This window comes from Qipengyuania sp. B-5 (genome assembly GCF_056857815.1).
Genome location: NZ_JBSXNU010000042.1, coordinates 71,247 through 77,514, shown reverse-complemented (window position 1 = coordinate 77,514; position 6,268 = coordinate 71,247). Strand labels below are relative to the sequence as shown.

The 6,268-nt window shown below is 58.2% G+C and carries 6 protein-coding genes; all 6 read right to left on the bottom strand.

The annotated features are described in order from the left end of the window. Positions 1-267 (bottom strand): hypothetical protein (locus AC13CE_RS07335; protein ID WP_482972030.1); only part of this gene is annotated, 267 nt, incomplete at its 3' end. 93 nt (positions 268-360) lie between these two features. Next, positions 361-1,422: a recombinase RecA gene (gene recA, locus AC13CE_RS07330; protein ID WP_221541269.1), complete on the bottom strand. Its 1,062-nt coding sequence runs from the start codon at positions 1,420-1,422 to the stop codon at positions 361-363. Positions 1,423-1,569: 147 nt separating this feature from the next. After that, positions 1,570-4,044: a hybrid sensor histidine kinase/response regulator gene (locus AC13CE_RS07325; RefSeq protein ID WP_482972029.1), complete on the bottom strand. Its 2,475-nt coding sequence runs from the start codon at positions 4,042-4,044 to the stop codon at positions 1,570-1,572. After that, complete coding sequence (locus tag AC13CE_RS07320) at positions 4,041-4,574, bottom strand: DUF2062 domain-containing protein (RefSeq protein ID WP_221541292.1); 534 nt, start codon at positions 4,572-4,574, stop codon at positions 4,041-4,043. Before AC13CE_RS07320 ends, AC13CE_RS07325 begins: the two co-directional genes overlap by 4 nt. Before the next feature lie 178 nt (positions 4,575-4,752). Further along, entirely contained in the window at positions 4,753-5,235 is a 483-nt protein-coding gene (smpB, locus tag AC13CE_RS07315; protein ID WP_221541271.1) for an SsrA-binding protein SmpB, read from the bottom strand. Between the two features lie 40 nt (positions 5,236-5,275). Then, positions 5,276-6,157 (bottom strand): 4-hydroxy-tetrahydrodipicolinate synthase, encoded by an 882-nt coding sequence (gene dapA / locus AC13CE_RS07310; protein WP_473820924.1) that lies wholly within the window; start codon positions 6,155-6,157, stop codon positions 5,276-5,278. Positions 6,158-6,268 lie beyond the last annotated feature (111 nt).

The window sequence follows — 6,268 nt, the reverse complement described above, 5'->3', positions numbered from 1 at the left end:
AGCGGATCGCCATCCCGGCTCAGCCGCTCCAAATGCTCCGATAGCGAAAACAGGCTCGATGGGTGCATCAGCGATATCTCCTCGCGGACGCTGAATCACATCGGCATGCGAAATGCGAGGGGTTATTGCGGGTGTCCAGCTACGTCCGGCGATCGTCTGATAGTCGATCGCGGCTATTTCGTCCGCCTGCCCTTTCGCTCCGGTAAGGATATCTTCGACGCATTTCGAACGCGAAAAGCCGGTGCGGCACAAATTGCGCGCGCGCACCGGCTTTCCGTGTTTCCGGGAGCGTCGGGGACAGTCCGACCGAACGTGCAACGGGGAAAAGTGCCGCACGCGCTCCCGCTTGAAGAGATGAGATCAGTCTTCCGCGTCCGGACCCGTCATCATCTCTTCGGCGACCTCATCGGTTTTGCCGCGGATCGCAGCTTCCAACTTGGCGCACATTTCGGGGTTTTCCTTGAGGAAGGTCTTCGCGTTCTCACGCCCCTGGCCGATGCGGACGCTGTCGTAGCTAAACCAGCTGCCCGACTTTTCGACCACGCCTGCTTTCACCCCAAGATCGAGAATTTCGCCGATCTTGGAGATACCTTCGCCATACATGATGTCGAACTCGACCTGCTTGAATGGAGGAGCGACCTTGTTCTTGACGACCTTCACACGGGTCGCGTTGCCGATCACCTCGTCACGGTCCTTGATCTGGCCGGTCCGACGGATATCGAGGCGGACCGAGGCATAGAACTTGAGCGCATTGCCGCCGGTGGTGGTTTCCGGATTACCGTACATCACACCGATCTTCATGCGCAGCTGATTGATGAAGATGACCATGCATTTCGAACGATTGATCGAACCAGTCAACTTACGCAGCGATTGCGACATGAGACGAGCCTGCAAGCCGACATGACTATCACCCATTTCACCTTCGATCTCGGCGCGCGGCACAAGCGCGGCGACCGAGTCGACCACGAGGATATCGACCGCATTCGATCGCACCAGAGTATCGGTAATCTCCAGCGCCTGCTCGCCCGTATCGGGCTGCGATATGATCAATTCGTCGATATCTACGCCTAGCTTCTTGGCGTAGACCGGGTCGAGCGCGTGTTCGGCGTCGACGAAAGCGGCAGTACCGCCCGCTTTCTGCGCTTCCGCAATGCAATGTAATGCAAGCGTAGTCTTGCCGGAGCTTTCGGGTCCGTAAACCTCGATCACGCGGCCCTTGGGCAATCCGCCCACGCCCAATGCGATATCGAGGCCAAGAGAGCCGGTCGAGATAGCTTCGACCTGCATGGCTTCCTTCTGGCCCAGCTTCATCGCCGAGCCTTTGCCGAATGCACGATCGATCTGTGCGAGAGCGGCATCCAATGCCTTCTGGCGATCTGAGTCCACTTGTTTTCCCTCTATCAACTTCAGACTAGCCGCCATGACACATTCCCCTTTCGCTTTTCCAGAGCCACATCCGACTCTTCAACTGGGAAAGGGTGTACCGCGTTTGTTCCAATAGAACAAGAGTGGAACGAGACTTTTCTTATGGAGCAGATCGCCCATGCAATGTGAGGTACTCCGAGAGCTTCACGCTTCGGCTTTTATCTGCTCTCCCAGCACTTCGGAAACTTTGGCGTTAATTTGCTGAACGCTGAAAGGTTTCGGGATGAAGTGCATGTTTTCGATATCGATGTCATTGCGCAGTTGTTCTTCCGCATATCCCGACATGAACAGAATCGGCAATTTCGGTTTCACCTTGCGAATGGCTCTGGCCATGGCGGGGCCATCCATGGCCGGCATGACCACATCGGACACAACCAGATCGAATTCCACAGTGCCATTCGCGATCTCGGCCAAACCCTCTTCCCCATCGCGAGCAGTAGTCACGCTGTAGCCGGCGCGCGTCAGCGCACGCTCCGCGACCGCACGGACCATATCCTCGTCTTCCACGAGCAACAGCTTGCCACCACCCGACCATTCGCTGGCCTTGGCTTCATCGCCATTCTCCCCGTTTTGCTTTTCCGGCAGTTCGCCTTTGTGGACCGGAAGGTAGACGGTGAAACGTGCGCCGGTCGGCCCACCGCCCGCGTCGGAAACGTTGTCGGCAAAGATGAAGCCGTTCGACTGCTTCACAATCCCGTATACCGTCGACAAGCCAAGCCCCGTACCCTTCCCCTGCTCCTTGGTGGTAAAGAAGGGCTCGAAAATCTTGTTGAGGTGCTCGGGTGATATGCCGCCGCCAGTATCCTGCACGATGAGCACAGTATAATCGTCTGCCGGCATGATATCGATGCCCATCTTGCGCACGTCGCGTGCCGAGACGCGTCGGGTCGCGAGCGTCAGCCGGCCTTTCCAGTCCTGCTTTCCAAGTCGCGCAGCATGGCTCTGCATCGCATCGCGCGCATTAACTGCCAGATTGATAATCACCTGTTCCAGCTGCTGCGGGTCGGCACGAACCGGCCCAAGCTCCCGGTCATGGCGAACCGAAAATTCGACTTTATCGCCCATGAGGCGTTTCAGGAGCTGGCTGACCTCGCTGACGACATCCGGCATCTGCAGGACTACCGGCCGCAAGGTCTGTTGGCGGCTGAAGGCAAGCAATTGGCGGGTAAGCGATGCCGCACGATTGGAATTCGCCTTGATCTGCTGGATATCGTCGTAATCGCTATCGCCCGGCGTGTGACGGAGCAGCATGAGATCGCAATAGCCGATGATCGCCGTCAATACGTTGTTGAAATCGTGCGCGACGCCCCCGGCAAGCTGGCCAACTGCCTGCATCTTCGTGGCCTGTGCTACCTGGCGGCGCAGCCTTTTTTCTTCACTGGAATCGCTTATCGAAAGCAATACGGCCGCGTCGCCCAGTCCTCGTACACCGGCAAGACCGATCGAGACCGGCTCTTCCTTGTCGTTGGCCAGTCGCACGGCCATGTCACCGCTCGAGGTAGCGCCCTTGGCGAATCTACGTACCGTATCGGCTATTGCAGCCTTGTCCTCGCGAACCACGAGATCCGAAGGAAATTGCGGTAGTCCGTTCTCTTCCCGCTCCACGGCACGAAGAAATGCCTTGTTGGCAAAGAGAAATCGACCGTCGCGATCCGTAAGCGCCAGCCCTAGGGGCAAAGCCGAGAGCAGCGCCTCCAGTTGCGGGATCGCGGCCTTGCCGCTGCCTTGCCAGCCGCCACCGATCCCGACTGTGCTATCCACCAGCACCATAAGCGCCGGCGCCTCCTCCTCATCCAGCCCTGCCGGCGGATCGAGAGGAACATGGACCAGCGTTTGGGGTGAACCCTGCTGTCCTTCCCGGGCAAAGAAGATACGATCGCGGTCGTCGGATCGGAGCAACTGCACGAATTCCTGCCCGCTTAGCGTCACATCCTTTGCACCAATCGCCCTTTCGGCCAGGCCAGGTGTAGCAACCTGGACGATTCCATCGGACGCAACGAGCGCCAATTCGATCCCGGAACGGGATATAATCGACCCGAACGGCCCGGAAATGCGTTCGGCGATACCATCATAGCTTCGTTGCTTTACGATCTCTCCGAAGCGCCAGACCAGGTAATCCTCCCCCCTCCCCACACGCTCTATCGTCAGCCTGTAGGCGTTCTTGCCTGACGCTATGGTCAGGTCGGCGCATTCGGCATGGCCTTCCCGCCAGGCTTTCCTCGCCGCCTCGGATAACTTGCCGGAATCTGCATCGCTGAACTGGATCTCGTGCGGCGCAAGATCGGCGCCGAACCATTTTTCATATGTTGAGTTCGCACAGGTCAGCCGATTTGCACGGTCGATCACGGCGACACCGTGACGCCGATTCTGAATAGCTGCGGCCGTCACACTCCAATCTGGATTTGCAAAACCATCTGCTGGCATTTCGGGCTTGAAACGTGGAGCCAGCAGCAAGGTAAGCACGACGACAAGCAGAGTACCGCCATATGCGCCGGCGACGACAACCGTTCCCGCTGCCAACCAGACGAGAGCAACAGATAAAGCAAACGCGAGGACGATGCCGAGAATAAGCGGAAGCGGTGGTAATCCCTCGAGATCGCGATCTCCGTCCAGCCTCATTCGCTTTCCTCACCCAGACGTTCGTCGAGCCGCGCTTCCATACGTTCCAGCCTCTTCTCCCTCCTCCGGGCGACAAGAAAGCGCCAGACGAAACCTGCAGCAAGGTAACCGACAGCCGCGCTCACCAAAGCGAGCACGAGAAAGCCGAATGCGGTAACTCCACCGACTTCCAGCCACCCGGCCAATGCTCCGGTATCTTCAGCCAGCCGCCCCGCGCCTGCCCCCACTGCCGCATCGAGATTCAGAACGACATGCCCGGTCCTGTTCGCGAAAAACAGCCAGAACGGCAGGGTGAAGGGATTGGTGACAAAAGTCACGAGCGCAGCAAGCGGAACATTCGCCCGCGCAGGCAAGGCCATGAAAGCGGCGAGGAAAATCTGCCCGATCGGCACGATGAAAGCTGCGAACAGCCCCAATGCAACCCCCCGCGGAACGCTGCGGCGGGTAAAACGCCATAACTCGGGAGAAAGGAACCGGTGGGCGATCGGCTTGAGAAAGCGGTTTTCCGCCATTTCTTCGCGTGTCGGCATATACTTGCGGAATACGTCCGCGAGGAAAGTCTTTGACCTGAACCCCTTCACCGACACAGCCCCGCAGAACGCTCGATCGCGGCGGGGCGCATAGGCAGGTCGTGCAAGTGGGGCGACAAAACAGGCATGATCATCGATGTGGTTAGCACAAACCCGATACGGAAGGGGAGCGAGCTATTTATCCTTTTTCGCGCATTAACCGCGCCTTGTCGCGCTTCCAGTCGCGGTCCTTGATAGTCTGCCGCTTGTCATGGGCCTGTTTGCCCTTGGCCAGTGCAAGTTCCACCTTTGCCCTGCCCGTCGAGTTGAAATAGATCGACAAGGGAACAAGCGTCATCCCCTTGCGCTCGACAGCACCGAACAGCTTCTCGATTTCTCGTTCATGGAGCAAGAGCTTGCGCGGACGACGTGGCTCATGGTTGAGCCGATTGCCATGAGAATACTCCGGAATGTTGGCGTTGACGAGCCACACCTGGCCATCACGAACTTCGGCGTAGCTTTCTTTGATCGACGCCTCGCCAGCCCTCAACGCCTTCACCTCGGTTCCCTGCAGCGCCAGTCCTGCCTCGAAAACGTCTTCGACATGGTAGTCGAACCGCACACGCCGATTGTCGGCGACGGTTTTCTGCTTATCGAAAGTGGCGGGCTTGGGACGTGCCATAGGGTGCGCGCATCTAGGGTGCCGAAGCCGTTATGCCAAGTCAAACCAAGCCAGCATGCTCCAGGGCTTCGTCCACCGCCTTGCGGCTCGCCTCACTGGCATTGCACAGCGGCAGACGTACGTCGCACGAAAACCAGTCGTGCACCCGGCTCAGCGCGTATTTGACCGGCGCCGGGCTGGCGTCGGAGAACATGGCGTAGTGGAGCGGGAACAGCCTGTCGTTCAATTCGCGGGCCTTGACCAGTTCGTTGGCGGCAATGGCCTCATGGAATTCGGCGCATAGCGCAGGCGCAACGTTTGCGGTAACCGAAATGCACCCGGAGCCACCCGCAGCCGAGTGCGGCAACCACAGTTCATCATTGCCCGACAATTGGCAAAATTCATGATCGAGTCCCATGCGATGATCCGCAACGCGCGAAAGGTCGCCGCTAGCGTCCTTGATGGCCACGATCCGAGTGGGATATTTCCGCACCAGTTCGACTACGGTTTCGTCCTCGATATCCGTCACAGTCCTGCTGGGAACATTGTAGAGCACGATAGGCAGATCGCTGTTTTCTGCCAGAAAGCTGAAATGCGCAATCAAGCCGGCCTGACTGGGGCGGTTGTAGTAAGGTGCAACGCACAACCCAGCAGCTGCCCCGGCCTTTTTCGAAAACTGCATGTGCAGCAGGGCATTGCGTGTGTCATTGCTTCCACAACCAGCAATAACCGGTACGCGCCCGGCTGCCTGTTCGATGCAGACTTCAATGACGCGATGATGCTCCGCATTCGATAGTGTAGAAGCCTCACCGGTCGTACCGCAGGGCACCAAAGCCTTGCTGCCGTTTTCTATTTGCCAATCGACGAGCTTGCGGAAAGCGGCCTCGTCGAACGATCCGTCGCGAAATGGAGTCGCCAGAGCCGGAATCGAGCCTGAGAACATTTACGTCCGTCCTACGTTAGAGGTATGAAATGCGAGCAATTTAGGCACCCGCCGACACAATTCATTCACCACCTGATAAGGAGGGGCCGGGCAGTATGTCCAGCATGGACC

Bases quoted from the DNA above. Each gene is read 5' to 3' on its own strand.
- recA (WP_221541269.1), bottom strand. From the start codon at position 1,422: ATGGCGGCTAGTCTGAAGTTGATAGAGGGAAAACAAGTGGACTCAGAT.
- AC13CE_RS07325 (WP_482972029.1), bottom strand. From the start codon at position 4,044: ATGAGGCTGGACGGAGATCGCGATCTCGAGGGATTACCACCGCTTCCG.
- AC13CE_RS07320 (WP_221541292.1), bottom strand. From the start codon at position 4,574: ATGCCGACACGCGAAGAAATGGCGGAAAACCGCTTTCTCAAGCCGATC.
- smpB (WP_221541271.1), bottom strand. From the start codon at position 5,235: ATGGCACGTCCCAAGCCCGCCACTTTCGATAAGCAGAAAACCGTCGCC.
- dapA (WP_473820924.1), bottom strand. From the start codon at position 6,157: ATGTTCTCAGGCTCGATTCCGGCTCTGGCGACTCCATTTCGCGACGGA.